Below are 24,892 nucleotides of genomic sequence, written 5' to 3'. Positions count from 1 at the left end.
TGGGCTAAACTTTGGAGAGTTTTAGACAAGAAAACGGCTACTTAGTAATAGCCGATCGCCTTATCGCGTTAACAGAGCAACACCCCAGCCATTTGGTTAGCTGGGGTGTTGGCTTATGTATTGAGCCGAGCGCAAGAGCACATCGACTTTAAAAAGATATTTAAAAAGATATTATAAACTCGTAGCGCTAAAAACGACACTATTATAATCCGAGTACCACAGAGAATAAATTATGAAAAAAAAAAGAAATAATTGTTGATGTCAGCCGAAAAGGCTCTATGAACCAAGTTTCTTCGTATCAACCTACATTATCCAGCTACAGTACACAATCAGTGGTTCTTTTAAAGAGGCTACAGCAGATACGACTAAGCAGACGTAAAGTCAGGCTCAAACGTTGCCAGATAGGGACACGGTTTTTTCAAGCAGCCTTGTACTCATGGAGATACTTACCAAAAAGCACTGGAGAATGCTCAAGAAGTGCTAGAACTGTTAATCGAAACAGCTTCGGAAAATGGCGAATCTCTTCCAAATCCAAAAACGTTAGGGCAGTCCTTCCAAGTAGCATAGTGCCGTCTCTACCTGTGAGTGGAGTTTTCTCCAAGAATTTTTTTTAGTGCTTGCTGCATGACTTTGACTTCTTCATCACTCAGTCGATCGCCAAAATATTCTGCAATTCCTTCAGAGTAAATAGTCCACATTTTCTCTTGCATTGCTGCACCCGCTTCAGTTAAGACAGCAAAGGTACCCCGGCGATCGCTAGGACAGGATTGACGCTGCAATAATGCATTTTTTTCCAAGCGATCGAGCAAGCGGGTGAGATTACTCCGGCTCAACAGCACTCGCTCTGCCAGTTCGCTTAATCGTAAACGCCGATCGGGAGCTTCTTTGAGTTCCCACAGGACATCATACCATTCCAACGGCGGCAGGTCGGCAGCTGATAGCTTGTCTTGAATCTTCTCGACTACTTGGATTTGAGCAGTCAGAAACAGCCGCCAAGTAGAGTTTCGCATTTCGTCTAATCGCTGCTTTGCCATCGGTGGATTTTGGATTTTGGATTTTAGATTTTGGATTGAGATAGCCTTGCCTGGATCGATCGCCATTTAACTAGATGGCTATAAAGTGGGTTCTTTCGTACATAGCGTGCTAAATTTTCATTAAAATCTACAAGTATGCTTGTATTTACAAGGCTTACAGGCACTTATAATTTCAATTTTAACAAGGAGTAACATTTTGAAACTAATAATAGCTGTAAGCTAAGCCCAGCAATAGTTTTAAGCTTATTTTTCTACAATTTTAGCACGCTAAGTACGCAAGAGCCACAACATGCTCTGCCTTCAAAAAGCTGGTTAGCGGGAACTAACCAACGTCCAGATACGAGGTGGAAGGCTCAACTCCAATTGCTGTTAACACCACCCTTCACTCGGACAACAATAAATTGCACCGTTTTATGCCGTTTTATGGCGTTTTACGAGCTTCCCTAGATATCTTTCAAATGGGTTTCAAAAGAATTTCTCCAAAAGTAGTTGCAATTTCAATTATTGCATACTACTATAGATTTAGTTGCAAATGCAATTATTGGAAATGCAAATATAGCTGAAGGGTTTGCGATCGCGAAGGCGGGATTCTTGCTCTCAGTACCCTACCAGTCATATTAAACCAATCCTATCTTTAAGTAGTTAGGTGGGAAAAAACCGTACTATGTCAAGAGATATGTAAACACGCTAAATTCCTTACAAATGACCAATGACATTTGAGGTAAAAACGCATGATAGATCAAACACTTGCTACAACTCTATTGAGTCCCTTTGATTTGGCAACTTTGTTGTAGTTGAGGGAACTGAACGGGGTATGACGCGAAGCGGTGTGGTTTTGCCTGATGGCATTGTGTCTCAGGGACGCTTCTGCAATGTGTTTGAATTTGACGGGGTATTGATTCGACGGATGCATATTTATGTCGATCCCGATTTCACAAGTGCCGATCGCGATCGTATTGATATCTTTCGAGGTAAGAAGATAAGCAGCAGTTAAAATTTCAACTATCAAATATTAAACTACACGCTGGTATAAATTGCGCTTTGCAGTGGATCGCAATATCCAATCCAAAATCTAAAATCTAAAATCCAAAATAAAATGATGGGAATAAAATCGCCTCATGTACCCTGGAAATCTCGTTTTAGCAGCCAGTTTTCGCCTCATCTCATCGGGCTGTTGGCAATGCTCTTAACTGTTGTTGCTTGGGCGATCGCGGCAAATGTTGCCAACCACTTGTTCCTTGCAGGCGTGCAACCATTTGAGTTGGCGGGAGCAAGTGCAATAGTCGCTACCTTTGGACTTGCCATTCTAGATAGCTTATTTGGTCGCTCCCACGCTAGACCGATTAACCGTCAACAATTTGCCCTGGGACTGATTCTGGTTGGCTTAGTTGGTGCCGATTACCTGGCAATTCAACGCCTACCTGTGGCTGTTGCGATCGTGTTGCTGTTTACCGCTCCTATTCTGGTGGTTTTATGGACTGCGCTGACTTCTCGATGTTTGCCTTCTCGTCCTGTTCTAGTCGCCCTGAGTCTTTCAATTATTGGCATTTTGCTTGTTTCTAATTTACTCGCGAGCAAAGAACTCGTAGACTGGTTTGGAATTCTGGTGGGGTTAAGCACAGCAGTCTTTTTTGCAGCTTATATTGTGCTGAGCGAACGAGTGAGCGGGACTCAAGAAACGATTGGCGTGATGTTGAAAGTGTTTGCGATCGCTAGTCTTTTCTGGATTGCTTATCAATTGACTCAAGGAGTTCCTTGGAGGCTATTTGAACCAAAGAATATCCTAAGTGTTTTTTATGTCGGTCTAGCAGGTAATTTATTGCCTTATTTGCTGTTCTTTTGGTGTATCCAAAGAGTTCAGGCGGAACGGGCTGCGATCGCTGCCACGCTAGAACCTTTCGTAGCAGGTGTATTGGCATGGGTTTGGTTCGATCAAACTCTGAGCCTAATGCAGATTTTGGGTGGATTTCTGATAGTTGCAGCCATTACCTGGATGCAGTTTCAAACTGTAAAAGAAACAAATATCTGACGAGATGTAGCGCTACTAAGCAATAAAATTCAAAACAATCTATTGGAGGAAGGGATTATATGGTTCGTATTTTACAGATTGATACCAGTCCTCGCTATGAATACTCCCATTCGCGGACACTGGCTCAAGAATTTATGGAAAAGTGGAGCAGTCATCATTCTGAAACACAAATCTTCCACAGAGACTTAGGATTAAATCCTGTACCTTATATTGATGCAACTTGGGTGAGTGCCATAGGATAGGTCATGGTAGATCGTAGAGTCCCATATCTTGTGCTTCTTTGGTCAACTCGGACATAATGGCAGATTGTCGTTGTTTTTCAGTTTTTTGATAATGAAGCAGATCTTGGAGCAGTACGCGGCGATAAATCCCTACTTTTCGTGAAGGAATCGTGCCTTCATCCAATAGTTTTACCAGATAGGGACGTGAGACTCTTAAAATATCCGCCGCTTCTTGGGTGGTGAGTTCGGCACTGTGAGGCAAGATAGTTACAGGCTCACCACGGCTTACCGATTGTAGTACATCGATCATCAATTGAAATATGCCGCTTGGGATGGTGATGCGGGTATCTTGCATATCAGAATCAAGGATTGCAAGGGTGATGGTATCGGGAGGATTGGCGATAAACGCCGAGATAGCTTCTAAGGCTTGGCTTGCAAGGGTAATTGCCTCAGAGGTAGGGGTATAGGGTTCGATGGGGCGATGGGTAGCCATACACATTTTCCTTCGCACAGTGTGCGATCGTCATACTCTATAAGTATATCGATATTCTCGAAACACTCGCAACAGTAAAAATAGTCGAAAAATTACAAAAAAAGGGAACAAGGAACAGGGTAGAAAACTTTAGTTAGATAAATTACAAGCTTTTGCGATCGCGTCTCAATCAATGATCAATACTGCAAGGGATAAGAATTTTTGTATGTTGGCTCAACCCAACAAATGTTTGTAAATGTTGGGTTTCGTTCCTCAACCCAACCTACGTGTTTTCGTATTTTTCTGCTTAACCGACAAGTATTGAATCAATGATTTGATGGGTGCTTCCATTTCAACAGAGAAAGATGAAGAATATTCTTCTTCAAAATCTACCCATGGTATGAAAGAAGCCACAACCTCACACCCGCTCGCGCCAAACACCAGGTGGGACACCTACATACCGCTTAAAGGCTCGATTAAAAGCTGCTTCTGACTCGTAACCTACTTGAATTGCAATTTTGGCGATGCTGTCGTTAGTATACTGCAACTGACGAGATGCCAATTGCAGCCGCCAATAAGTCAAGTACTTCATCGGTGGCTGTCCTACCAACTGCGTGAAGCGGGTAGCCAGGGCTGAACGCGACATACCAATTTGGTTTGCTAACTCTGAAACATGTCAACATTCTTAATTAATCATTTCGATCTGTTTGGTCTGCGTCAGGTTTGGCTCTATCTGCAGAACAAAGAATATACCCAGCTCCAGTTTGCGACACCAGGTTTTTACAAATATGTGCGTCATCCCCTCTATGTCGGTTGGCTTTTAGCTTTCTGGTCAACTCCGACAATGACCGTGACTCATTTAGTATTTGCATCGATCGCAACAGCGTATATTCTGATTGCTATTCAGTTTGAAGAACGCGATCTGATAGATATTCATGGCAAGGCGTATGCCGATTATCGTCGCCAAGTTCCGATGTTGCTTCCCTTTACTCATCGCCGCCAGCGCGAAGTTTGATTGTTTAACGAAAGAGACCAACATCACCCACTGTAGGGGCGCAATGCCTTGCGCCCCTACAAGTCTGAAACGACCATTATCCATCAATTAATAGGATGGGCACCAACGATCGCCGACCGGTAATTAGTTGTGAATATATTTAACTTTGCGGATATGTACTATTACTCAATAATTCCAATCAATATTTGCATTAAAACATCTAAATCATCAGGCACACGATACAAAGTAATGTCTTGAGTAATATGAAGAGGCTGTTGTTCTAATAAACCAAAACGCCAAGTATCACCTACTGTAACTGCACCGTAAAGAGTATCTTGTTCTTCTGCTATTGCCAAAGCGATTAACTCTGCTGATAATTGAGTAAAACCTCTTGACAAATCGTCGTTTTTAGCCTCAACTACCAGAAAATTTTTACCTTTTTCATCTGTATTCGTATTTCGCAGTAAGTAATCTAGATTACCTTTGAGCCAAGCACTTACCTGGAGAGGATATTCTAAACGCATTTGACACTTACAAAAACGCGCTAGTTCCGAAAGTACTGGTGCTACCATAATTTCTCGACGTGCAGTTTCGCTTGATAAAGTTACTAGTGGTAACAACTCCTCGATTTGCTGACGTAATTCAGGTAAACGTTGTGGTATGCGTTGAGAAGAGGGTAAGGTCATACGCGCACGTGAAAAGCTATAACCTAATTCAGCTAAAATATCTTCTGTTTCATAAGGTAACTCGAAGTAAGAACGAAAAGTGTAACTAGTTCCTTCTTGCAAAATTTTTGGTTTAGACATAATCAATCCAACATACAGCTATAAGAAAGCGTCCCTGGCTGTTCTACGTAGTGAAGCACGGTTAGCTTAATTATAAGTATGTAATCATCCCGCAACATCAAATCTCCCAATTTTAGACAAAATATTATCCTTCAAACTTTAGATCGGCGTCTCAGTCCCTTAGAGAAGTAAGCTAGTAAAAATGCTGTCATCCCCATCATTCCTAAATTCCAGTTTGCTGTAGTTAGAACTGTTGTAACAATGATTAACAATAAAATTAAAATATATTTAACCTTCATGTGTATACTCACTCGTCTTCTCTTTGCGATTTAAGCTCCCTCACACATTCTTGTGCAACACCTACAACTAGTCCTACGCTAGCACCAATTAAGGCATATCTGTTGTGCAAATCTTGGTAGTATTGACCTTCAAATTTCAATTGGTTAAAATTACGCTGACCAATTTGAGCAGCAGCCAAACCAATTACCGAGCCCACACAAGCAGTTATAACACCTGAGAAAATGACCAGTCTAATATTCATAATTTCCTTCCATTCACACGATCGATAGGTAGATAAAACTAAGGGTTTTTAGATACCTTTTATATCCCTAAATTCTTTAAGAAGTTGGAGTGCTTTTATCCTATTAACTCGTTCCCAAGCTCAGGCTAGTACGAGAAACAAAAAAGCATTAGTGATGCAAGAAGAAACTGTAAAACAGATATACAACAGTGATTGTAAACAAAATGTGATTTATCCAATCATCTGCATTCCATTTCTTAAACATTTTTGTTACCTTTATAAATAAAGGTTTTTTTCTCACATTATTATACACTAATTTTTTCTAGAGAATTATCAACTTTACGAACGATAATATTCTCCAAACGGAAAGTAGTACAAACGCTGAAACTTATGTATAGAAAAAATCAAGTGATTGATTACAGGACTTACGCAACCTCAACAAAATTTTGGGGGTTTCACGCGTTGTCGATCCCCCAAACTCCCCTTAAAAAGGGTGGCTATGCGTAAGTCTTAAGATTATTCAAATCCCCATACTTGAAAGTAGGGGATTTACTGGTCACCGATCGCTGGTCACTCTTCGGTTGATGCTCCACGAAATGCCGGGAGTGCTTGTTCTTTTTGTTGCTGAGGTGTCTCTGGACGCTGTGCCGAACCTGGGGGCTTACCAGGTTTCAAGAAGCGATCTTCTAAGTCTTTGATAACAACGTACAAAACTGGAACTAAAAACAAACTTAAAACTGTTGAAATCAAATAACCACCAAAGAGTGCTGTCCCTAAAGCCCATCGACTCATTGCTCCTGCGCCAGAAGCTATGACTAATGGCCAAAAACCAACTAAGCCAGAAACGGCAGTCATCAGAATCGGTCGTAAGCGTTCTTCAGAAGCCCGGATTGCAGCTTTGGTATAATTCATCCCTAGTGCTGCTGACTGGTTGGCAAATTCTACAATCAAAATGGCGTTTTTACTTGCCAAACCTATCAGCATAACGAGCGCTACTTGGGCATACATATTATTATTCAGCGTAGGCCAAACACTGCCTTGCTGGAAAATATTGGCACGGAACACGATCGCACCAAGTGCGCCCAAGATTGCCAGAGGTACGGTAATCATGATGATCGTTGGATCGACGTAGCTTTCATACTGTGCTGCTAACACCAGGAAAACTATGACAAAAGCTAAGCCAAAAATGATTGGTGCTGCACCACTAGAAGATCTCTCCTGAAAGGCGGTTCCAGTCCAAGCAAAACCAAATCCGGGCTGCAAAACTTGGTTGGCAACTTCTTCCATTGCTTGGATTGCTTGCCCTGTACTGTATCCTGATGCTGGAGAACCTTGAATTTTAATTGACGGGTAAACGTTAAAGTGAGTGACAACAGGTGGATAGGTTAATCTTTCCATTTGTACCAAAGTACTGAGTTGGACGAGGTTACCATCCTCAGATCGGACGTATAGGCGGCTGATATCATCAGGATTAGACCGAACTGTACCCTCCGCCTGAGCATAAACTCGATACAAACGCCCACCAAGGACGTACTGGTTAACATAGCTTGCACCCAAGTAGGTCTGCATGGTGCGAAAAATATCACTCACGCGGACATTCTGCGCCTTAGCTTGGATGCGATCGATGGAGATCTGCATCATTGGGCTATTGAAGGTGAATTGGGTAAAGACACCTCCTAATTCCGGTCGCTTCTGGGCGGCGGCTATCACCTTTTGGGTGTTGTCGATTAGCGCTTCCATAGGAAGGGCTTGTCTGTTTTGAATGTACATCTCTAAGCCGCCCGTACTTCCCAAGCCATCCACTGGTGGGGCGTTGACAGCAATGGCTACCGCCCCAGGAATCTTTTCTCGCAACCCTTTATTGATTTTTTGCAGAACCCCAAAAACAGAATGTTCGGCACCACGGCGCTCTTCCCAATCTTTCAGCCTGACGAAAAACAGTATTTTGTTACTGGCGTTCCCCTCAAAACCAAAGCCGGCATTCCCAACCACGTGCTCAACTTCAGGCAGTGGTAAAACGACTTCCTCAGTAATCTTTTTAACTAGATCGACACTGTAGTTGAGAGATACTCCTGGTGGAGCTTCAACAATTGTAAAGAAATAACCTTGATCTTCTTCAGGAATGAATCCCTGGGGAGTCGTTTGGTAAATCCAACCTGTTGCTACTAAACCCACAACAAATACTGGAATCACCACCCACCAAATCCGGATCAGGAATTCTACGATTTTGACGTATCCCCCTTTAAACCAATCAAACACCCGGTTAAACCACCGGAAAAACAAGCCTAAAGGACCGTGGACTTCCTGCTGCCTCCGCATGATGATAGCAGACATGCTGGGAGAGAAGCTCAGGGCATTGAAAGTAGAAATAGTAATAGAGAAAGCGATAATCAGCGCAAATTGCCTGTAAACAATACCGGTTGTGCCTGGAAAGAAGGTCACTGGGATAAATACTGCCATCAGTACTACTGATGTTGCAATAACTGCTCCGGTAAGTTCTTCCATTGCATCTAAGGCGGCTTGCAACGGTTTCATCCCCTGTTCGAGTTTAGCTGCGATCGCTTCCACGACAACGATCCCATCATCTACCACCAGACCTGTTGCCAAAATAATAGCAAATATCGTTAACTGATTTAAGGTCAACCCAAGAGCATAAGCAAGTGCCATCGTTCCAATCAGCGATACGGGGATGGCAAGGGAGGGAATAATGGTGGTGCGCCAGTCCTGTAGAAAGATAAAGATGACAAGGAACACTAGGGCGACAGCTTCCAACAAGGTTTTAAAGGCTTCATCTAGAGAAGCTCCCACAAACAGAGTATTATCTAGACCGATTGTGGCTTTTAATCCTGGTGGAAAATTAGTTTGCAGCTCTGCCATTTTTGCTTTAATAGCGTTAGCTGTATTCCAAGCATTTGTGCCGGGTAATTGGTAAGCTAACAAAATAACAGCTGGTGAACCGTCAAACAGAGTTGTCGCATTGTAATTTTCCGCCCCTACTTCGGCTCGACCGACATCTTTTAAGCGAATAAGCGTACCATCCTGTCCGACTTTGACCACAATGTCTTCGGCTTCTGTAGGAGTGGTAAATCGACCGTTGGCTCGCAATGCAATTTCATATTGTTGCTCTGTTGGGGTTGGCTGTTGACCAATTCTCCCCGCCCCCACTTGGATATTCTGTTCGGTAATAGCGTTGATAACATCCTGTGATATCAAATTTCTAGCAGCAAGGGCTTCCGGATCGAGCCAAATACGCATGGCGTATTTTCGTTCTCCCACAATTCTGATCGAACCGACACCCTCAATCCGTTTGATTTCATCAAAAATCTGTCGGTCAACATAGTTACTTAAAAAGATATTATCGTAGATGAAATTTCCATTCTGGTCTTTTTCTGAATGGAATGCATAAGCGAGCGTAATCGTTGGAGACTGCTTCTGCGTAGTCACACCAATACGGTTGACTTCCTCCGGTAAATTAGGTTCTGCGATCGCGACATTATTTTGGACGAGGACTTGGGCAGTGTTTCTATCCGTCTCTGTAGGAAAAGAGACGTTAATAGTAGCAGTACCATCATTCGTCGTCTGGGAGGACATATACACGACCCGTTCCGTACCGTTGATCTCCCGCTCTAGCACGGTAGTGACGTTTTCTTCTGCTGTTTTGGCATCAGTACCCAGATAGTTAGCAGTCACAGTTACCTGCTTGAGAGCCATTTCTGGGAGCTTATCCAAAGGGAGCAGGGGAATACAGATTCCTCCAACTAAGAGAATCAGTACAGTACAAACTGTAGTAAAAACAGGTCGCCTGATGAAAATATCCGCAATACTCATAGGATTTTGGATTGGGGATGCGTGGATTTTGGATTTTGGATTTTGGATTTTGGATTTTGGATTTTGGATTGGGGATTGGGGTTAGAGAATGAATCAGTCACCGATCGCCGGTCACTGGTCACTGGTCACTGGTTACTGCTCACTGATTGGAGTACCATCCCTTAAGGTAAGAATTTGGGTGACTGCAATTTGGTCACCTGGCTTGACTCCATCAACGACTTGGTAGCTTTGACCTTGAATGGCTCCTAGTTTGACAGGTTGACGTCGCACAGTCTGTTTTGAACCTGTTTTCTGAGCTACAAAGACAAAGCTCTGTGCTCCAAGGTTAGATACCGCTATGGTAGGAATCAAAACACCCGAACGTTTGTTCCAAATAACTCTTGCACGGACAAATTGCCCTTCTCGTAAATTGTTGCCTGAGTTGGAAAAGCGAGCTTTGGTTAAGATAGCTTGAGCACCTGTTTCTACTTCTGGCGAGATAAAGTTGATACTTCCAGTGCTTAGGCGTTTTTTTGTTGTGGCATCTACAAGCTCTACTGGTAACCCCCGTCGCAGTTCTGAGGAGCGGTTGCTGGGAATTGAAAGTCGCAAGTAAAGATTGTCATTTTGAGTGATAGTCGTTAGGGTTTGACCGATGTTAACGTAATCTCCCACCTTAACTGGGAAATCGCCTACTTCTCCGGTAATCGGTGCTAGTACCTGTTTGAACTGAAGGGAGACGCGAGCAGCTGCTGTCTCAGCCTCGGATTGTCGGACATTAGCTTCTGCTTGGTTGACGCTGGCTTTCGCTGCTCCTACTTGCTCTTGAGTGGCGCGAAGTGTTGCTAGTGCTGTGTTTAAGTTTCTTTGGGCTATGTCTAACTGCTGTTTTGCTTGCACTCCTTCAGCAACCAACTTCTGTGTTCTTTGGAACTCAACTTTTTGCAGGTCTACATCTGCTGCATCTCTTAGTTGTTGTGCTTCTGCTGCTTTCAGTTGCGATCGCGCTGTCATATAAGCGGATTTGACTGAGTTAACTCTAGCCATAGCACTCAATAATTCTGGTTGGGTACGATCCGGTCGCAATCGTACAATTGGCGTTCCTTGCTCGACGCGATCGCCTGACGAAACGGGAATTGACTCTATCCGACCTTCGATCTCTGGTCGCAAAGAGACTCTTTGCTGTGCTTCTAACCTACCTACGAATTCTGAGACATCTTGCAGTGTAGTTGACTGCAATGACTGCAATTTAACTGGGATTGGTGGGGGTTCGCTGGCTGTGGCTTTGGGTTTATCCTGACTGCAGGCGCTTGTTAAGGCGGAGACAAGAAAAACTGGAAATAAAACTTTACACGCAAATAGAGTATCTGATTTTATCAACATATTCTAACCTTGGTCACTGGTCACTGGTCACTGGTCACTGGTCACTGGTCACTGTTAAATACTGCAAACTAGCAGGCGATTGAAGAAATAATTTGTCATTTTTGAACCAAAAGGAGAATTCCACCAACGTGAAGGATGACAGCCAATTGGTGCAGCTAATGTATAGTCCAAATCATCGCACTTTTTCCATTGATTATCCTCACGCCATCCCACTTGCTCGCCGAATCTCTCGATCGCTTTATTATCTTGATTAATGGTAGTCTCAAGCGAACCACCAACGCTTTGGTAAATTTGTATTTGTACGCTGAAACCAAAGCGTCCTTGACTGTATTTTTTCCACAAATTGTCTATCACTCGCAGTTCATCGCACGGAAATTGCCTCATGTCATCTGGAGTGATATCTCCCAATTCTGGCTCTCCCGTTATTGCTTGGATAACTCGAATTGTTTCCCAGTCAGATTCTCTGAAGTTTTCTGCTATTAACAGTTCTTGCAACTTTTTGTATTTTTGAACATCGGCAACTAGTAGGAAATTATCTTCCGATTTAGCAATGCGATCGCTGAGATTTGATAACAGCTGATTGAATTGCTGTAACTGATATTCTATCGCAATTAAGCGAGTCGTAACTTCTGATTCATGCACTTCATTAGACATTGAATTCCTCTCAAAAATGAGATTTGCAAATTGACTTGAAAATCTTATGTAATTTGTTTTCGAGGAGAAAAGTTTGCACCTCTTAAAGAAAAGGGAGTGGGGAGTGGGGAGTAGAGAGTGGGGTGAGGAAAAGTTTTCACGTGTTCTGGTATACGCAGTTCATAACGGCTACCTATATTTTTAAAATCAAATAGAACGACTTATACTTACGATATAAAGTTACTTGGTGTAAATTCACCTTCTAGAAGAGATTTAGCCAAGCGTACTTTAAACTTGGGACAAGTGGGATTTGCATATTTGTTTGTGAATGGAGTTCTGATGTGGTTACCTCCCAAAGTTTTGTGCTATTGAGGATATCTTGCCACGAATTTGCTCAAAAGAGTCTACTCTCAAGTAGAAAGTTGAGGTGAGTGCTTCTTTAGTCTTTGCAACCGAACTTCGACCAATTTGAACAAAAAAGGCGACAGCATAGTTGATCCAAATCAAGTTTAGACATGACTTCCTCAATCCAAAATCTAAAATCAAAAACGTATTATGGCTTGTATTTCAAGCATTAGAGACGACATTGTGCTTTTTTATTATTTAGAGTTTTTGGTTTTGTCATAAATCCGTGACATAAATATGGCTTAGAGAAGATTGACTTTTCTTCATACAGCATTTCTGTCTACTGTTGTCAAAAGACTTTAACTTTTGAGAAACTTTTACCGCAAGAATATACTTTTTATCGCAAGAATGTACAAGACAATCCATATGAAATAATCTACGCTTAAAAAGCGCTATTTTGTGAGTCGCATCGTCATGTAACAATCCCAAGAACCATCACGCGTTAGCAATCTGTTGGAAAAAAGGTATGGAATATCGGCAACTAGGCAATAGCGAGCTAAATGTTTCTGAAATTAGTTTGGGATCGTGGCTCACTTACTCGGGAGGTGTGGCTCGTCAAGAAGCTGAGGCTTGCGTTCATAAGGCTTTTGAAGTAGGTATCAACTTTTTAGATACTGCCAATGTTTATGGCACAGGTGCGGCTGAAACGTTCTTGGGTGAAGTACTTCAAGGTATCGATCGCTCTTCTTACGTCCTCGCCACTAAAGTCTTTTTCCCCATGTCGCCCACAGATAGTGGACTATCTGCTGCTCAAATCTACAAGCAGATAGATGCGTCTTTACAACGATTGCATACCGATTATATTGACCTCTACCAATGCCATCGCTATGACGTGAATACACCGCTTGAAGAAACGATGGAGGCTTTGACGGAAGTGGTGCGTCAAGGGAAAGCACGTTACATTGGCTTTAGTGAGTGGAATCCGGAACAAATAAAAGCTGCGTTGGCGCTTCCAAATGTCGAAAGGTTTGTTTCAAGTCAACCTCAATATTCCATGTTGTGGCGCAAACCTGAATCTGAGGTCTTTTCGCTTTGTGCTGCTAATGGTATCGGTCAAATTGTTTGGTCTCCCTTGGCTCAGGGTGTTCTCACAGGGAAATATCAACCGGGACAACCACCACCTCAAGATTCTCGTGCAGCTAGTGAGAAAATGGGTGTCTTTTTTGGTGAGAGACTGCGAAGCGATCGCGTTTTAAGTGCCGTGCAAGAATTAAAATCGATAGCAGCCAAGATAGGATTATCAATGCCTCAGTTAGCTTTAGCCTGGGTGTTACGAGATGCTCGTGTTTCATCTGCGATTATTGGTGCAAGTCGCCCAGAGCAAGTGGTTGATAATGCAGGTGCATCGGGCGTGAAGCTAACTGATGAGGTGTTAAAGGAAATTGATGAAGTGCTTGCACCAGCTGTTCAAGATTAAGAAACGTGCAATCTCCACACAACTGGTAAACCACTATGAACAAGAAAAAATATGCACTTGTGACAGGAGGTAACAAAGGGATTGGATTTGCTATCTGTCAAGGACTGCTGAAGTTAGTAAAGCACATTTCTGGTGTTGTTTTTCAAGAAAATTAAACCTATGGCAGGCGGAGGCGGACATTAAACGCACTCCCCTAGCATCAGGTTATTAACTTCTTTACGATTCTATAGCCAATGGTCTATTTTGAAAGTAAATCAACCAAATTTTTATTTTAAATTTATAAATTAAACTCTTACATATCCTGATGGATGACTATATGAACCAGGACAAAGATTTACCATCTTGACCGAACGTGATGCTCAAATTCTTGCTACATCTACAGGTGAAAAATTGACTTTAATTTTCTTTTTTTAAAGTAATTAAATAGAGCTACTCCCCACTCCCTTGTTCAAGACAGGTTGTTTTGTAGCTGCGAGCTTTTCTAATAGTTCTACCGCAATAACAAGAGAATTGTATTGTTGAATTTCCCGTTTCATCTGCTGTGCTTTTTGTTTGTAGCTTGGTGATGCCAAAATGGTTTTAACTGCATCACGAATTTGAGCGGGAGTTGGCGTATTAGTTTTGAGATTAATTCCTGTCCCCGACCACTCCACTCTCGCACAAATTTCGGGTTTCTCTTCAGTCTGTCCTGCTGTCACCATTGGTACACCATTTGCTAAAGCAGTTTGCACTCCATTGAAGCCCGCATTTGTAACCATTACATCCACGTGTGGCAACAGATGAGTATAAGGAATAAAGGATTCAATGCGAGTATTCGCAGGCATCGGATTGAGATTAAGGGCTTCAATTGATTGCCCTCCTGTGGTCGCGATCGTTAACATCTCTTCATCGGCTAAGGCTTGAATAGTTGGCACAAGTAGATCGGTGGTTTTAGTAGCGATCGTCCCTTGCGTCACAAAAATAACTGGCTGACCCCTGCTGAGATCTTTCCACCAAATAGGGGGAGTAAAATCTGACGGTGCGGGCGGAATTAATGGACCTGTGAAGTGAACTTGAGAAGGCAGATCGCTGCGTGGATATTCAAACGAAGGAGTGGTGCCTTGTAGGTAAAGAAATGGGGATAATGCTGCGCTAAAAAAGTCTTGCCCTTTTGTAGAGAGTCCGACACTCTGGCGCACGCTATCAAGATGAACTGTGACATCTCTCATCAAAACGTTTGTTGAGAACCAATTCAAAGCCCGATTCCGAACTCGCCCCAATAGTGAATCATTTGGTTGCAAGCCCAATCCAAACGGCGCGGTATCTCGACTCCTGAATGGTAAAGCTGACATCCCAAAAGCTGCCCAAGGTAATCCTGTTTTTTCAGACAACCACGACATCCCCAAGAAAAATACATCACACAGCAGGACATCGGCTGAAAATTCTCTCAGGATATCAGTTAAATCCTCTAGCTGTGTGACGGCTGCATCAATAAAGCCATGCTTGAGATAAAACTTAAACTGATCTACGCCTTTGAATGCGTCTCTTTGGGCAAGCCATTCAGCAGGAATTGTTTCTGGCAGAGTGAAATCAATACCGCGACAGATCGGTATATGATGCGCTCCTGTTGCTTCTACTTTCTGTTTCAATCCTGCTCCGGTATACCACAAAACTTCGTGTCCTTGCTGCACGAGTTGCCGAGCGATGGGTAGAGCCGGATTCACGTGTCCAGCCGCCGCAATCGTGCCAATGAGGAATCTCACCATAACAAGCTATGAATTAAACGTTTATTTCATTAGCATGAGCGATGAGAGCTTGGATTGTCAAGTATGAATTAAACGTTTATTTCAATCTCAAGTATTATAGAAACAGTTGCTCGCTCGCGCCTGAGATCTATGAACAGCTCCGAAAAGACATCATCCCGTTCTAAATCGACTCGAATCACTCGTGACGCAGAAGCAACAAAGCTACAGATTCTAGATGCGGCTGAAATTGAGTTTGCACAGCACGGTTTACACGGGACACGGGTTGATGCGATCGCAGAACGTGCGGGAGTCGCTCCACGCATGATTTACTACTACTTCGAGAATAAAGACGGTTTATATCAAGCTGTTTTACAGCGTCCTGCAACTTTGCTTCACAATGTTTTCCGCGAACTAAGCTTAGATCGACTGCCACCCGATCGAGCTTTAAGTTTGCTGATTCGAGCCACGATTGAATATGAGACATCCAATCGCTGTAGAGGAATGCTGCTGTTTCAGGAAGCAATTCAGAATCAAGGAAAGTACTTCAAATTGACTAACTGGCAAGAGCCGATTAGCCTGTTAGCAGCAATTTTGGAACGTGGAATGCAATTAGGAATATTTAAACAAATGGATGTTCAGATGACAACGCTCAACATTATCGGAATTTGCACGGTTTACGCGAATGCTTATGAAAATGTGAAACACTTAGATCCCGAACAAGACTTTCTGAGTCAGGAGATGATTGAGCGATATACACAGACAGCAACTCAACTGGTTTTAAATGGTGTTCATCAGAAGTGATATTTCAGCATGACATCAATTTTGAATTGAGGCAAAATCTGCTGGATAAATTTGTAAAACGGTTCGTACATATCGAGCAGTCTAACTCAAAGTATCTAATGGTTTACCGTATTCTAACGCTTGCTCCAATACCTATCTCAAAATATGAGTAACTCCGCCCAATCACTTTGAGTAATTAGGCGGAATCGACGTGATAATTAGCGTATATTTCTCGCAGTATTTACCAATTACTGAATAGCAAATCCTTGGGGTCTCACCACGTCCTCTAAATCAGCTCCTTGGAGGTTTGCTCCCAATATATTCGCGTCTGTTAAATTTGCCTTCTCTAAGTCCGCATCAAAGAGGTTTGCGCTCGCTAGGTTTGCGCCCATTATGTTTGCCTTCCCTAAATCTGCTCCTTGTAGGTTTGCGCCTTGCAAGTTTGTTCCTTGTAAATTTGCTCTTTCCAAGTCAGCGTTTTGCAAATTTGCATTTTCTAAGTTGGCAGCTTGCAAGTTTGCATCTTTCAATGTTGCTCCCATGAGATTGCAGCCTACACATTCGTTGGTTTCTAGTAGGTGTCTAACGTTTGCTGCTACAGATGTGACTGGTGCTGGTGTGTATTGCGTGGTTGTAATTGGTGTTTGTGTTTGAGCGCTAGCACTTGGCTGCTCGAACAATGAAAAGGTGACTACAAGTACTAGAAAGACTGCTGTTATAAGCCAGTTTGTTAATTTTTGGGAATTGGATTTATTCATTTTTCCTTCCATGGCTTTAGGTTTTACAAGAGCCACTACTAAACTTCTTATTCACTACTTTAGAAAAGTCCTTCGATAAAATCAAACATTATTTTTATTCAAATTTATAACTAAAAGTGATTAAAAGCCAATACGGTTCAGTTAGAGCTAGAAACCTGATTTTGCGTAGGTTGGGTTGAGGAACGAAACCCAACATTTTGCAGACGTTGTCGGGTAACGCTATCGCTCTAACCAACCTACAATTATCCTTAACTGAACCGTATTGGATTAAAAGCATCTTTTCAGAGAGTAAAGTACTTGCGTAAGTGGCTAGGGGGAAATAAACAGAACTGCATTACAAAATGTAAATAAGCCAGAAACCTTTATCAATCACTAATGACTAATGACTAAATCGCTCCACCACTCCGTCCTAAGTATCGAGTCGCTATTGAAAAACTTCGGTAAAGACGAAAGATATTTTATAAAAACAATCATAGAGTCTGCACCCTATGATTGCAATCTGTTCCCTGCATTATCCTGTTATGAAAGGTAAGCGGTGTTAACCGTGCTTACTATTCCAACATTAAAAGACTTTGTTCGAGTTGTCTTGCCAATTCTTGTGAATTACAACAATTTCTTGCTATTCTCCGTGAGAATATTCTCTCATGACCGATCGCTGGTCACTCTTAAAGATTGACTGCACTCATATGTTGAACTGGATAGCGATCGCCTGCTGCAAATCCCTTGGGTGCTACCTCTTCAATCCGACGCAGATCCTCTGGTGTGAGTGTAATTTCTGTTGCTGCTACATTCTCTTCTAGATAGCTGCGTCGCTTTGTACCGGGGATAGGAACAATGTCATTGCCTTGAGCTAACAACCATGCTAATGCCAGTTGACTGGGTGTTGCACTTTTTTCAGTTGCGATCGCCGTAAAATTCTGACATACCCATGCACCCCAATCCCAGTTCTGATACCACGAGTCCTTGATTGCCAAGTTTGCGTGTTTTCATAAGTTTTGCTCCGTTTGCTTGCACACAAGTACGAGATCCGTTGTGGTTCATGCTTTATGGTAAAAACTTTTACAGGAAATGTCTTGCTAATTATTGCGATTCATCACTGTTTCTTGCTATTGCTCTTGCAACAAAGCTTAATGCTGAATTTTTAATTTATCCAGAAAGACAAAGGACAGAACACAGAAAAGATTTATTAAAAAATATCTCTTTATGTTAAAAATAGGTAAAGTTTTCTTGTAATTTCTAAATCTTTTTGTGATATCGATAGTTTGTTGCTTAAATTACAGAAAATTAGTGCTTTGTTGTGGAACAAAATCAGCGTGCTGAAAACAAAAGAAAATCCGGAAATATCATCCTTGAGAAAGATTGAAATTACGGATTTTATTTTAGCGCTTGTGTCAAGTCTAAAGCTTTTGCTGACAGCAACTTGCTGTATAAGAAAATCATTTGAAATATCCGGAAATTAACTGGGATGCCTTGTACTTTGAGGTGTCACTGTAAAAAGTGGATAAATGTGTTCGCGTATCATTTAAAAGTCAGGAAAATGAACCATCGAACAAATTCTTTACCAAAAAAATTATGTATATACGTAAATCAGCTTAAATTGTTAGATGACTAACATCTTGTTAGGTAAAAATTCAAGGGAGATTAAAGTGAGTATTGCCATTTTGGCAAGTGTCAATTTTTAAAATAAGATATTAATAGTTTATACAAACGGGTATTGATATCAGGCTTGCTGCTATCTACTTATTGCTGAAGTAAAACCAACCCCCATTACAACAAATTGTCTAAGCAATCTTTCGATGAGTGGAAATAGTGCATGTTAACCTCACTGTCTTCTCATAATGTTATCCAGTACCTGCAAGAAGTAGGTCTGTGTAGCTCAGAAGAAGGCGTTTCTACCGACTCTGAATTGCCACAGAGTAGCAAGAAAAATTTGAATTTGCTCGTTACTCTGAAAGGAAATCGCAAGCTGTTGGTTAAACAGGAACGCCAAATTGATAATGATGGAAAACCAGATGAATTTTTCAATGAATGGCTGTTTCACCAATTGCTTGAACGCTTTCCTGCTTTGGGGAAGATTTCTGCGATCGCATCATTAGTGGTGTACTTTGATGGCAAGAAATCTATCTTAGTTCGCAATTACCTAAAAGACTATCTTGACGTTGCCGATTTTTACCAACAAAACTTGCGCTTTCCCAAAGCTATTGCCAGTGCGATTGGCACCTGTGTGGGATTGTTACATCGCGCTACCTTTAAGCGCCACGAGTATCGCGATTTTATGGCAACTGCACCAGAAGGTGAGTACCGCTATCATTTGTATAACCCAGCACAAGGGCTTGGGTCAATCGGATCGGAAATTATTGGTACGGTTCCTACTAACGCCTTAAAATTTTACACGCTCTACCAACGCTATGAGACTATAGAAGGGGCGATCGCCGAATTATCTTATGAATGGAAGCCTTGCTGTTTAACTCATAACGAGTTGAGATTGGATAACATTTTGCTTCATTCCAAATGGGAGCAACTCGACAACTGCCTGGTGCGACTGATTGATTGGGAAGCTTGCGCTTGGGGCGATCCCGCCTTTGACTTGGGAACTTTAGTAGCCAGTTACTTGGCAATTGGGTTAGACAGTTTGGTAGTAGATCCTACTCTGAATTTAGATGAATCTTTACACCTAGCAGCGGTTCCATTAGACATTCTCCAGCCTTCAATGTTAGCTCTGGTTCAGGCTTATCTCGATACCTTTCCCATAATTGTTGAAGAGCGTAATGATTTTATTGCTCGTACTGTTCAATTTGCGGGTTTAGCGCTGCTACATCAAATAGATGAAAAAATTAAGCAGCATCGATACTTTGATAACTCAGGCATATGTACGTTTCAAATTGCCAGAATGTTACTTACCAAACCCGAAGAATCAGTGATGACTGTTTTTGGTGTTTCAGAAGCAGAGATCGTCAAAGCTTTTGTCAAACTTACAAAATTTTCTCAAGCACAAAAAGAAGTTAATTTGCTGCGCCTCTACAACAATAAAGCCCGTTTGCGCGGCTGTTAGTTATTCCCGGACTGACTCCCTCTCTCCCTGACTCCCTGGCTCAATCCCTCACTCCCCCACTCCCCTGTTGTCGGCTCATGTTAAAATCTTCAAAACCACTCTTAAAATCTCTCTTAGATATAGCTAGCAATATCCAAATTGAATCAAACTTTTGCATTAGTCATCCTAAATACCAACCTTTTGCCTTACCCGAACCAGTTGTAGGTAGATTTCAGCATACTTCACCCAGTTTACAACAAAAATATCTCTCTCTATTACTGAGAAATTTTCTTCACGGTATCTATTACAATGGTTCTCTAAAAAAAATACTGGTAGAAAAACATGGTATTTCTCCTAGTAACCTTCCATATAAAAGCTTAGAGAGCGATTCTAACTTTAAAATTGACTTACCGTTTTACGAACAACTACATGCTAGCAACCACGGTGTTGGTTATTTTGATTCTGGTTGGGAAGTATTGCGGCAAGAACCGGATGGTAGTATGGCAGTCGCCAAAGGTGGTTTAACATTATACGTTGAGCATCCAGCAAACTTAGAAACAATAATCCAGTCTTCTAAAGTTGGTGAAGTGACTGCTATTTGGATGCCGAAAAATCGTATAGAAAACGGCTATTATATAGCAGTTAGCAATGTCGGTCAGGATTTACAAGTTAACCTAGATGGTGATTTTGGAGTGGGGCGAATTTACCTTAATATAACCCCAACAGGTGCGATCGCCCTTATGAAGAGTCTTACAAGGCTGCTCAATTCTGCTGAAATTCCATTTAGTTTCCAAGTTTTACACAATCGATCTAGTTACGGACGCTACGATGCGGGAATCCTTTACTTTGAACGCGAAGACTACTTAGCAGTGCGAAAAATTCTGAAAGCTGTTTATCTGAAGCATCAAGTGCATTTTTACAAAGACATTCCTCTATTCACTAAATTTTTAGCCCCAGGGCTCGGTCTTGCAGAAGAACCAAGCCAAAAATTTGCGTCTCAAGAAAGTTTTGGTATGAACCGTTGCCAAATTGTGGCTAATGCTTTGTTAGAATCTTGGGAAAACGGTGATAATTCTACCGAAAAGAGGATGTCAGCCATTTACCAGCATTTTGCTAAGTTGGGTATTGATTTACAGCGCCCATACCTCAATCCCGATTCTGAGGATATTTATTCACCTTTAGATCGAACGAACAGATAATTGGTAAACTTGGTTACAGTAGCAGGCGAATAGCCTGCTCTATACTATCAACCCTTGATTTTTTCAATATGGCTTTTACATACAAGCACACCGTTCGCTTTCGAGATACAGATGCAGCAGGAGTTGTGTACTTTGCCAATGTCTTGGCTATATGTCATGAAGCCTATGAAGAATCTCTAGCCACCTTTGGCATTAATCTCAAAGAATTTTTCACCAATCCATCTATTGCATTCCCCATCGTTCATGCGAATGTCGATTTTTTTCGTCCATTGTACTCTGGGGATAATTTAGTTATTCGACTCATACCCCAACAACTGAGTGGGGACAGATTTGAAGTTGGTTATGAAGTGATTGTTGGTGAGGTAGTCGCTGCAAAGGCAATTACCAGACATGTTTGTATTGATACATCCACCAGAACCAAAACAGAGTTACCAGAACATATGAAGCAATGGTTGGAGACAAATCGCAAAGGTGCAGAAAGTATGGAAAGAAGAAAATCAAGAGAAACTATTTGAAAAATATCTCCTCAATCATTGTGTGAGTGGATGTGGGTAAAGCATTAGAAGTTCGTCACATCAAGTATCATTTTAAATTCAGTACTAGCCACCACACTACCTCATATAAAACTAGTAATGTGATACAATTGTCCTTGTTAAAGGACGGAGAGCTAATTCTTAGTTACCTAAGAGCTAGTTTACTTCCAGTGCTATCAATTTATATTGGTTATAGATCGCAATGATTTAAAAGCAATAACAGGAGTACCTGGACGGACAATAATGGTCAGCAGTCTTAAAAACCTAATTGAGGAATCGGAACTGGGTCAAGCAGACGATCCAGAAGAGAGGTTCACAACTAGTGGGGTAAGTTGGCAAGCGTCCATAAGACATGAAAAAGTTAAAGAACGTTTAGGAGCTTTAGTAGAAGTTTACCTAGACGAGAAAGAATACCAGTACACTCCTATGGGAAGCCCCACTGTTAGAAACCGATTCAATAAAGCTGGGGCTGAACCAGATAAGTGCTACTGCATTGGAGAGGAAAAGGAAATTCCAGACATAGCCATTGAGGTGATAATCACCAGTGGTAGTATTGACAAACTGGCAACTTACCGACGCTTAGGAGTTGCTGAGATTTGGTTTTGGGAAAGCAACCGGCTCAAACTCTATCATTTACGGGAAGAAACACCAAGAGTGTTTTTGTCAACACATGGGTACGAGCAGATTAACGCAAGTGAGTTCTTACCAGAACTAAATATATCAATTCTTGAAGAATGTACCCTCATCTCAGATCATGTCCAAGCGAAGAAAGAATTTAAACAATCTTTGCGGAATCCCCCACCCTCGGTTTAACCAACCAGTGCATTAAATGATTTTATTATGGTTATGCTTCCGGACATGATATAAATACTTCAAACAAACATATTCTGAATTTTTCTTGTCATCGTTATTGCACGTTTATCAAAAATTTAATAAGTAGATTAAATTTCATTGACTCTAAAAACCTGAGACGCTCTGTATCTGAAAACTAACTTGAAACAAGATTGTTTTGCAAAAAATTGCTAGCTAGTTGCTCTAGCTGCTGTCGATTAACTTTACCTTGAGAATTTCGAGGTAAATTTTCTACTGTTATCCAATGTTTTGGAACTTTAAATTTGCTAATTTTATTCTTCAGAGATGTCTTGATTTTTAAATCAGAAATATTTGAATTTTTAGGTATATAAATTGCTGTTATTGCTTGTCCCCAAACCTTATCAGGTACACCAATTACGCAAACATCTGTTACCATTTCAGTTCCTCTAATGGCTGATTCCACTTCTATAGCGTAAACATTTTCCCCACCTGTAATAATTTTGTCACTGCTACGTCCAGAAATATGTAAATATCCTCGTTCATCAAAAAATCCTAAGTCATCTGTTTGTAGATAGTCTCGATTATCTCTAATATTAGGATAGTAACCAAGGGCTAAGGATTGAGAATATATCTTGATATTACCTATTTGACAGGGGTTTAAAATTTCACATTGCTCGTTATAAATCTTGACTTTGGCATGAGGTAACAGCTGAGTACAACCATCTTTCCCATTAAGAAAATCATCAGGTTTGAGGGTGGCGATTTGAGATGCTGTTTCTGTCATACCATAAGTAGGAGCCAACGGAATTTTATGATATCTTGCAGCTTCTAAAATTTCATTCCAAGCAGGCGCACCTCCCAAAAAAACTGTCTGAAACTGTGCGAGCCATTGGGTTGATTCTGAATTTTGCAGGAGACGCTGTAACTGTGTTGGTACTAAAGATATAAAGAATTCTTGCGGTTTAATATTATAGTTTTGTCCAGATTCTAACTCTTTAAATGAGAGAATCGCTAGATGACCTCCTGTTGTAAAAGAGCGCATAAATTGCATTAAACCACCTACATGATAGAGAGGTAGTACGCAAAAAGAATTTATTTTATCTATCTGAAAATATTCTTGAAATCCCCGTACTGATGCCATTAAAGTTTCCCAAGTATGCATGGCAAACTTAATTTCTCCCGATGAACCGCCAGTGGGAATCATGATGAGTGGGAGGGGGACAAGGGGACAAGGGGGAGGGTAGACAAAGACGAGTATTCTACTTGTCTCTCAATGCCCATGCCAATGCCCAATGCCCATGCTCCATTCCCCAAATAATATCCGGTTGAACCAAATCAAAAACCTGTTCCCATTCTTGTTGTCCCCAGTTGGGATTACAAAGGAAAACTGGGCAATTTGCTTGACAAGCTGCTATAAAACTTGCGAGAAACTTGACTGGTTCGGGTTCTGCTAAGAGAATCTTTGGTGGTGTTGTCCAATGGGAAAACTGCATTAACTTTAGATATCGTTGTTCGGTAATGAGGGTAAATAAATCATTGCGCTCGCAAATTAGCCAGTCTAAAGGTAAGTGCAAGGACAGTTCTACAAGATTCTCTAATGGTTCTACCATAAATTTTTCAACCAAATTTCTTCATCTTCTGCAAAAAAATGATTGACTCCAAAACCTACCGCCCTGTTGTATCGCAATAATTCAACAGCAAGTTGGAGTGCTGCTTTTCTACCAATAGAAGTTTCAAAAACAGAAGAAAATACACTGTCAACTTCACACTCCAAGCAAAATTGACGCAAACGCGATGGCGAACCAACTATTCCCGGTTTAATGACAAAAATCCCTCGCCAGCCTTTGTGGTAACAAGTTGTTAGTTGATGGAATGTCGCGACAGATTCATCTAAAGCTATTGCAGTGTTATAGCAATAACTCAATTCCAACATGGAATCAAATTTATCTATAGACAGTGGTTGTTCGATAAATTCAATTTCTAAATTCAAGCTACTGTCAGCCTTAACATTGTCGCAAGTCCACAGCCACAAGTTAGCCTCTTCGTAACTCAAGCCCCCGTTGGCATCTAACCGGAGTTTTGTCAAGGATGGTAAGGTTCGAGCAAGTTTTTCAAAAATTCTTAATTCTTCAGCAACAGGGTAAACGCCAATTTTCCATTTAAAAGTACGATACCCCTGCTGCCAAAGTGTTTGCCACACCTCCAATGCTTCTGCTCCTGCAGGTAATAAGGCGCTGTATGTTGGGGATTTTGGATTTTGGATTTTGGATTTTGGATTTTGGATTTTGGATTTTGGATTTTGGATTGGGGAACTCGGGGCCCCCTCTGGGGATAAGGGGCAATGGGGATTGGGG

Annotated in this window: 24 protein-coding genes and 1 pseudogene; 11 read left to right on the top strand and 14 right to left on the bottom strand. The window is 41.5% G+C overall.

The annotated features are described in order from the left end of the window. Positions 1-423: 423 nt before the first annotated feature. Positions 424-567, top strand: a pseudogene (locus tag F7734_RS64415) (type II toxin-antitoxin system HicB family antitoxin); the annotation flags it as partial. A gap of 8 nt (positions 568-575) precedes the next feature. Here F7734_RS64415 and F7734_RS42615 read toward each other — a convergent pair. After that, positions 576-1,100 carry a MarR family transcriptional regulator gene (locus F7734_RS42615; protein ID WP_155750427.1) on the bottom strand — a complete coding sequence of 175 codons (525 nt, stop codon included), beginning with the start codon at positions 1,098-1,100 and terminating at the stop codon, positions 576-578. A 748-nt stretch (positions 1,101-1,848) separates the two neighbouring features. On the opposite strand from F7734_RS42615, the gene F7734_RS42610 reads away from it, so the two are divergent. The 3 genes from F7734_RS42610 to F7734_RS42600 all read left to right on the top strand — a co-directional run bounded on the left by F7734_RS42610 (position 1,849) and on the right by F7734_RS42600 (position 3,305). Then, positions 1,849-2,028, top strand: coding sequence for a hypothetical protein (locus F7734_RS42610; RefSeq protein ID WP_155750426.1), 180 nt, complete (start codon positions 1,849-1,851; stop codon positions 2,026-2,028). Between the two features lie 102 nt (positions 2,029-2,130). After that, a complete protein-coding gene (locus F7734_RS42605; RefSeq protein WP_155750425.1) occupies positions 2,131-3,063 on the top strand; it encodes an EamA family transporter in 933 nt (310 codons plus the stop codon). 59 nt (positions 3,064-3,122) lie between these two features. After that, positions 3,123-3,305 carry an NAD(P)H-dependent oxidoreductase gene (locus F7734_RS42600; protein WP_155750424.1) on the top strand — a complete coding sequence of 61 codons (183 nt, stop codon included), beginning with the start codon at positions 3,123-3,125 and terminating at the stop codon, positions 3,303-3,305. Between the two features lies 1 nt (position 3,306). Here the strand turns inward: F7734_RS42600 and F7734_RS42595 are convergent, their stop codons facing one another. Further along, the gene (locus F7734_RS42595) at positions 3,307-3,777 is read right to left on the bottom strand and encodes a helix-turn-helix domain-containing protein (protein ID WP_155750423.1); all 471 of its coding nucleotides are present in this window, start codon (positions 3,775-3,777) and stop codon (positions 3,307-3,309) included. A 397-nt stretch (positions 3,778-4,174) separates the two neighbouring features. Next, positions 4,175-4,408 carry a helix-turn-helix transcriptional regulator gene (locus tag F7734_RS42590; protein WP_347566378.1) on the bottom strand — a complete coding sequence of 78 codons (234 nt, stop codon included), beginning with the start codon at positions 4,406-4,408 and terminating at the stop codon, positions 4,175-4,177. A 21-nt stretch (positions 4,409-4,429) separates the two neighbouring features. On the opposite strand from F7734_RS42590, the gene F7734_RS42585 reads away from it, so the two are divergent. Beyond that, positions 4,430-4,771: an isoprenylcysteine carboxylmethyltransferase family protein gene (locus F7734_RS42585; protein WP_207714336.1), complete on the top strand. Its 342-nt coding sequence runs from the start codon at positions 4,430-4,432 to the stop codon at positions 4,769-4,771. 161 nt (positions 4,772-4,932) lie between these two features. On the opposite strand, the gene F7734_RS42580 is transcribed toward F7734_RS42585, so the two are convergent. The 5 genes from F7734_RS42580 to F7734_RS42560 all read right to left on the bottom strand — a co-directional run bounded on the left by F7734_RS42580 (position 4,933) and on the right by F7734_RS42560 (position 11,899). Then, positions 4,933-5,556, bottom strand: a complete 624-nt coding sequence (locus F7734_RS42580; protein WP_155750422.1) for a hypothetical protein — start codon at positions 5,554-5,556, stop codon at positions 4,933-4,935. 286 nt (positions 5,557-5,842) lie between these two features. Beyond that, a complete protein-coding gene (locus F7734_RS42575; protein WP_155750421.1) occupies positions 5,843-6,076 on the bottom strand; it encodes a hypothetical protein in 234 nt (77 codons plus the stop codon). Positions 6,077-6,625: 549 nt separating this feature from the next. Next, positions 6,626-9,883: an efflux RND transporter permease subunit gene (locus tag F7734_RS42570; RefSeq protein WP_155750420.1), complete on the bottom strand. Its 3,258-nt coding sequence runs from the start codon at positions 9,881-9,883 to the stop codon at positions 6,626-6,628. A gap of 132 nt (positions 9,884-10,015) precedes the next feature. Beyond that, positions 10,016-11,245, bottom strand: a complete 1,230-nt coding sequence (locus F7734_RS42565; RefSeq protein ID WP_155750419.1) for an efflux RND transporter periplasmic adaptor subunit — start codon at positions 11,243-11,245, stop codon at positions 10,016-10,018. 54 nt (positions 11,246-11,299) lie between these two features. Further along, a complete protein-coding gene (locus F7734_RS42560; protein WP_155750418.1) occupies positions 11,300-11,899 on the bottom strand; it encodes a GUN4 domain-containing protein in 600 nt (199 codons plus the stop codon). Positions 11,900-12,749: 850 nt separating this feature from the next. Here F7734_RS42560 and F7734_RS42555 point away from each other — a divergent pair. Beyond that, the gene (locus tag F7734_RS42555) at positions 12,750-13,700 is read left to right on the top strand and encodes an aldo/keto reductase family protein (protein ID WP_155750417.1); all 951 of its coding nucleotides are present in this window, start codon (positions 12,750-12,752) and stop codon (positions 13,698-13,700) included. Between the two features lie 419 nt (positions 13,701-14,119). On the opposite strand, the gene F7734_RS42545 is transcribed toward F7734_RS42555, so the two are convergent. Next, positions 14,120-15,445 (bottom strand): nucleotide disphospho-sugar-binding domain-containing protein, encoded by a 1,326-nt coding sequence (locus tag F7734_RS42545; protein WP_155750416.1) that lies wholly within the window; start codon positions 15,443-15,445, stop codon positions 14,120-14,122. A 129-nt stretch (positions 15,446-15,574) separates the two neighbouring features. On the opposite strand from F7734_RS42545, the gene F7734_RS42540 reads away from it, so the two are divergent. After that, positions 15,575-16,225 (top strand): TetR/AcrR family transcriptional regulator, encoded by a 651-nt coding sequence (locus F7734_RS42540; protein ID WP_155750415.1) that lies wholly within the window; start codon positions 15,575-15,577, stop codon positions 16,223-16,225. Between the two features lie 227 nt (positions 16,226-16,452). On the opposite strand, the gene F7734_RS42535 is transcribed toward F7734_RS42540, so the two are convergent. Next, on the bottom strand, positions 16,453-16,962 hold the full coding sequence (locus F7734_RS42535) for a pentapeptide repeat-containing protein (protein WP_155750414.1): 510 nt from the start codon (positions 16,960-16,962) through the stop codon (positions 16,453-16,455). Between the two features lie 665 nt (positions 16,963-17,627). Next, positions 17,628-17,936, bottom strand: a complete 309-nt coding sequence (locus F7734_RS42530; RefSeq protein WP_207714335.1) for an aldo/keto reductase — start codon at positions 17,934-17,936, stop codon at positions 17,628-17,630. A gap of 839 nt (positions 17,937-18,775) precedes the next feature. Between F7734_RS42530 and F7734_RS42525 the strand changes: the two genes are divergently transcribed. The 4 genes from F7734_RS42525 to F7734_RS42510 all read left to right on the top strand — a co-directional run bounded on the left by F7734_RS42525 (position 18,776) and on the right by F7734_RS42510 (position 22,538). Continuing rightward, complete coding sequence (locus F7734_RS42525; RefSeq protein WP_155750413.1) at positions 18,776-20,014, top strand: phosphotransferase; 1,239 nt, start codon at positions 18,776-18,778, stop codon at positions 20,012-20,014. A gap of 77 nt (positions 20,015-20,091) precedes the next feature. Further along, positions 20,092-21,192: a T3SS effector HopA1 family protein gene (locus F7734_RS42520; protein ID WP_155750412.1), complete on the top strand. Its 1,101-nt coding sequence runs from the start codon at positions 20,092-20,094 to the stop codon at positions 21,190-21,192. Positions 21,193-21,260: 68 nt separating this feature from the next. Beyond that, a complete protein-coding gene (locus tag F7734_RS42515) occupies positions 21,261-21,707 on the top strand; it encodes a thioesterase family protein (protein ID WP_155750411.1) in 447 nt (148 codons plus the stop codon). Between the two features lie 261 nt (positions 21,708-21,968). Then, entirely contained in the window at positions 21,969-22,538 is a 570-nt protein-coding gene (locus F7734_RS42510; RefSeq protein ID WP_155750410.1) for a Uma2 family endonuclease, read from the top strand. Positions 22,539-22,713: 175 nt separating this feature from the next. On the opposite strand, the gene F7734_RS42505 is transcribed toward F7734_RS42510, so the two are convergent. The 3 genes from F7734_RS42505 to F7734_RS42500 all read right to left on the bottom strand — a co-directional run. Next, the gene (locus tag F7734_RS42505) at positions 22,714-23,742 is read right to left on the bottom strand and encodes a 2-succinylbenzoate--CoA ligase (protein ID WP_347566376.1); all 1,029 of its coding nucleotides are present in this window, start codon (positions 23,740-23,742) and stop codon (positions 22,714-22,716) included. 55 nt (positions 23,743-23,797) lie between these two features. After that, a complete protein-coding gene (locus F7734_RS66425) occupies positions 23,798-24,148 on the bottom strand; it encodes a hypothetical protein (protein WP_347566375.1) in 351 nt (116 codons plus the stop codon). Continuing rightward, positions 24,142-24,892, bottom strand: a 751-nt coding sequence (locus tag F7734_RS42500) for an o-succinylbenzoate synthase (RefSeq protein WP_243147382.1), incomplete at its 5' end; no start/stop codon positions are given. The genes F7734_RS42500 and F7734_RS66425, both read right to left, overlap by 7 nt.

This window comes from Scytonema sp. UIC 10036, from assembly GCF_009725235.1.
The sequence above is the reverse complement of the archived record's forward strand: the minus strand, read 5'-3'. Positions and strand labels throughout refer to the sequence as shown.

What these genes read in the sequence shown, in the direction of transcription:
- F7734_RS42615 (WP_155750427.1), bottom strand. Translation starts at nt 1,100, where the DNA reads ATGGCGATCGATCCAGGCAAGGCTATCTCAATCCAAAATCTAAAATCC.
- F7734_RS42610 (WP_155750426.1), top strand. Translation starts at nt 1,849, where the DNA reads ATGACGCGAAGCGGTGTGGTTTTGCCTGATGGCATTGTGTCTCAGGGA.
- F7734_RS42605 (WP_155750425.1), top strand. Translation starts at nt 2,131, where the DNA reads ATGATGGGAATAAAATCGCCTCATGTACCCTGGAAATCTCGTTTTAGC.
- F7734_RS42600 (WP_155750424.1), top strand. Translation starts at nt 3,123, where the DNA reads ATGGTTCGTATTTTACAGATTGATACCAGTCCTCGCTATGAATACTCC.
- F7734_RS42595 (WP_155750423.1), bottom strand. Translation starts at nt 3,777, where the DNA reads ATGGCTACCCATCGCCCCATCGAACCCTATACCCCTACCTCTGAGGCA.
- F7734_RS42585 (WP_207714336.1), top strand. Translation starts at nt 4,430, where the DNA reads ATGTCAACATTCTTAATTAATCATTTCGATCTGTTTGGTCTGCGTCAG.
- F7734_RS42580 (WP_155750422.1), bottom strand. Translation starts at nt 5,556, where the DNA reads ATGTCTAAACCAAAAATTTTGCAAGAAGGAACTAGTTACACTTTTCGT.
- F7734_RS42575 (WP_155750421.1), bottom strand. Translation starts at nt 6,076, where the DNA reads ATGAATATTAGACTGGTCATTTTCTCAGGTGTTATAACTGCTTGTGTG.
- F7734_RS42570 (WP_155750420.1), bottom strand. Translation starts at nt 9,883, where the DNA reads ATGAGTATTGCGGATATTTTCATCAGGCGACCTGTTTTTACTACAGTT.
- F7734_RS42565 (WP_155750419.1), bottom strand. Translation starts at nt 11,245, where the DNA reads ATGTTGATAAAATCAGATACTCTATTTGCGTGTAAAGTTTTATTTCCA.
- F7734_RS42560 (WP_155750418.1), bottom strand. Translation starts at nt 11,899, where the DNA reads ATGTCTAATGAAGTGCATGAATCAGAAGTTACGACTCGCTTAATTGCG.
- F7734_RS42555 (WP_155750417.1), top strand. Translation starts at nt 12,750, where the DNA reads ATGGAATATCGGCAACTAGGCAATAGCGAGCTAAATGTTTCTGAAATT.
- F7734_RS42545 (WP_155750416.1), bottom strand. Translation starts at nt 15,445, where the DNA reads ATGGTGAGATTCCTCATTGGCACGATTGCGGCGGCTGGACACGTGAAT.
- F7734_RS42540 (WP_155750415.1), top strand. Translation starts at nt 15,575, where the DNA reads ATGAACAGCTCCGAAAAGACATCATCCCGTTCTAAATCGACTCGAATC.
- F7734_RS42535 (WP_155750414.1), bottom strand. Translation starts at nt 16,962, where the DNA reads ATGAATAAATCCAATTCCCAAAAATTAACAAACTGGCTTATAACAGCA.
- F7734_RS42525 (WP_155750413.1), top strand. Translation starts at nt 18,776, where the DNA reads ATGTTAACCTCACTGTCTTCTCATAATGTTATCCAGTACCTGCAAGAA.
- F7734_RS42520 (WP_155750412.1), top strand. Translation starts at nt 20,092, where the DNA reads ATGTTAAAATCTTCAAAACCACTCTTAAAATCTCTCTTAGATATAGCT.
- F7734_RS42515 (WP_155750411.1), top strand. Translation starts at nt 21,261, where the DNA reads ATGGCTTTTACATACAAGCACACCGTTCGCTTTCGAGATACAGATGCA.
- F7734_RS42510 (WP_155750410.1), top strand. Translation starts at nt 21,969, where the DNA reads ATGGTCAGCAGTCTTAAAAACCTAATTGAGGAATCGGAACTGGGTCAA.
- F7734_RS42505 (WP_347566376.1), bottom strand. Translation starts at nt 23,742, where the DNA reads ATGATTCCCACTGGCGGTTCATCGGGAGAAATTAAGTTTGCCATGCAT.
- F7734_RS66425 (WP_347566375.1), bottom strand. Translation starts at nt 24,148, where the DNA reads ATGGTAGAACCATTAGAGAATCTTGTAGAACTGTCCTTGCACTTACCT.